At 73.5% G+C, this 2724-nt stretch carries 1 protein-coding gene and 2 pseudogenes; 1 reads left to right on the forward strand and 2 read right to left on the reverse strand.

The annotated features are described in order from the left end of the window. Positions 1 to 462: pseudogene (locus FUT87_RS09670) on the reverse strand (DUF429 domain-containing protein); the annotation flags it as partial. A 1367-nt stretch (positions 463 to 1829) separates the two neighbouring features. Between FUT87_RS09670 and FUT87_RS31670 the strand changes: the two are divergent. After that, positions 1830 to 2323, forward strand: a pseudogene (locus FUT87_RS31670) (GGDEF domain-containing protein). A 25-nt stretch (positions 2324 to 2348) separates the two neighbouring features. On the opposite strand, the gene FUT87_RS09680 reads toward FUT87_RS31670, so the two are convergent. After that, the coding region (locus FUT87_RS09680; protein WP_255511748.1) for a methyl-accepting chemotaxis protein at positions 2349 to 2724 on the reverse strand (376 nt) is incomplete at its 5' end.

Consider the following 2724-nt stretch of genomic DNA (forward strand, 5'->3'; position numbering starts at 1 on the left):
GCCCGCGGCCACCAGCCGGGGCACGCCCGCGTGCAGCATGTAGGCCACCGGCGGATTCACCCACTTCATGCTCGGGGACGAGCCGGCCGGCGCGTCGCAGGCGCGGTGCGCGAACTTGCGGCCCGCCGGACGGGCATCGCAGAAGGCGGCGAAGGTGTCGCGGATCTCCGCGCGCGACAGGCTCGCGTAGTGCGCGATCAGCGGGGCCCACTCGGTGGGCCAGCCCAGCGTCTCGACCAACTCGCGCGGCAGGCCGAAAGGCAGGTCGAAGCCGCCCAGCCACGACCCCGGCGCCGCCAGCCAGGCCGCGAAGGCGTCCAGCGACGGGAGCGCCTCCTGCCGCTCCAGCTTCACGACCGCGCCGCGCCGCTGGCCGAAGGCCAGCCGGATCGGCTTGCGGGCCGTCGGCGCGCTGCTGAAGTCCACGCCGACCAGCACGCGCGCGGCCGGTACCGCAACCATCGATGCGGAGGCAGCGACGGGCGGGGTTGGCGCGGCGGCGGGGACCGGCGCTTTCGAGACTTTTGGCATGCCCGCGACTGTATCCATCGTCCACTGGGGCCAGCCGCGATTGACGTGCGATGTGCGCCGACCAATGCTGAGGTCTTCCGGTCGTCCGCATCGCCGAAGGAGGAGTCGCCTTGTTCCAGCGCGAACTGGCCCGAGCCCTGCACCTGAGCCGCCGCGGCGCCTACCGCGACGCGACCGACGCGCTGGAACTGGCGCTGGTGGCGGCCGATTCGGTGCGGGAGCGCGCACGGGCGCTGATCCTGATCGCCCACAACCTGCCTCGCCAGGGCGACCTGCCGGCGGCGCTGCGGCGCGCCAGCGAGGCGGTGGCGCTGGTGCGGCTGATCGACGGCCCCGACCAGGACGAATGGACCGCGCAGGCGCTGACCGAGCTCTGCTACATCTACGCGCAGTTCCAGATGGGGCGGGACGCGATGCAGGCCGGCTGGCAAGGCCTGGCCGCGGCGCGGCGCGCGCAGGATCCGACGCGCGAAGCCTGGGCGCTGAACCGGCTGGCGGTGGCCTTCGCGGTGACGGATCAGGTCGAGCAGGCCTGCCAGCACACGCTGCAGGCGCTGGAGATCGCCCAGCAGCAGGCCGCCGGCGAGCGCGAACTGCTGCTGTCCTGCCTGAACAACCTGGCGCATTTCTGGCTGCAGGCGCACGCGGAGGCGATCCGTGACGAGGACCGGCGCTCGGCCGCCGAGGCGCTGGCCCAGGCCGAGCCCTACGCGGTGCGCGCCGCCGACCTGGTGCGGGAGGAAGGCAATCCCTTCCTGGTCGTGGTGTCGCTGTCCAACCTGGTCGAGCTGCAGCTGGGCACCGGCGCGATCGACGACGCGCTGCTCATCGCCGACGAATACGAGCGGCTGGCGCAGCGCCACGGCTACGCCGGCATGGTGCTGCAGGCGCGCGCGCAGCGGGCGCTGCTGCAGCTCAAGCGCGACGACGGCGCCGGCGCGACCGACGCGCTGCCGGCGCTGGCGACGCTGCAGGACCTCGTCGGCCAACAGGCGCCGCAGGCATTGCCCACGCGCCTGCGGCGGCAGCTCGCGCTGGCCATCTATCGGGCCTGCAAGCTGCGCGGCGATGCGGCGCGGGCGCTGGCGGCACACGAACTGCTGTCGTCGCTGGAACGCCAGACGGCCCGCAGCGCGATGGCGCTGCAGACCGAGGCGATGCTGATCCGGCAGGAATTCGAGCAGGCCCAGGCGCGGGCCGAGCATGCGATGCAGGACGCGCGTCGCGAGCGCGAGCGGGCCGAGCTGGCCGAGCAGGAGCAGCAGCGCCTGCGACGCGAGGCCGCGGAGCTCGGCCGCATGGCCCATGAAGACGCGCTGACCGGCCTCAACAACCGGCGTCACGCCGAGTTCGCGCTGCCGCTGCTGCTCGAGCGGGCGCGGCAGGAGCACAAGCCGATCGCGCTGGGGCTGCTGGACATCGACCACTTCAAGCAGGTCAACGATGCCTTCGGGCACGGCGTCGGCGACCAGGCGCTGCAGAAGGTGGCGCAGGTGCTGCGGCGGCAGCTGCGCAGCGCGACCTGCTGGCGCGAGTCGGCGGCGAGGAGTTCATGCTGGTCTTCGTCGGCGTCCCGGCCGAGCGCGGCCAGGAGATCTGCGAGCGCCTGCGCGGCGCGATCGCCAACCACGCGTGGGGCGAGCTCGCGCCGGACCTGCGCGTCACGGTGTCCATCGGCCTGGCGGCCGGGGAGCCGCCCGCGAAGGCCGCGATGCTGGTGGAGACCGCCGACCAGGCGCTGTACGCGGCCAAGCACGCCGGCCGCAACCGCGTGCAGGTGATGGGGGTCTGAGCCGGCGGGGCGCCGCCGGGCCCTGTCAGCCCAGCTTGAAGACGGCCACCGACTGCGACAGCGCATCCGCCTGGTGCTGCAGGCTCTGCGCCGCGGCGGCGGATTCCTCGACCAGCGCGGCGTTCTGCTGCGTCATCTGGTCCAGCTGCGCGATGGCCGAGCCGATCTGGTTGATGCCGCCGCTCTGCTCGGCGGTCGCATGGCTGATCTCGGCCACGATGCGCGACACGCGGGTGATGGAGTCGGAGATCTCGTTGATCGTCTCGCCCGCGCGCTCCACCAGCGCCGCGCCGCTGGCGACGCTCTCGCCGCTGGCGGTGATCAGCTGCTTGATCTCCTTGGCGGCCTCGGCGCTGCGCTGCGCCAGCGAGCGCACCTCGCTCGCCACCACCGCGAAGCCG

The sequence above is a fragment of the Mitsuaria sp. TWR114 genome (genome assembly GCF_007997345.1).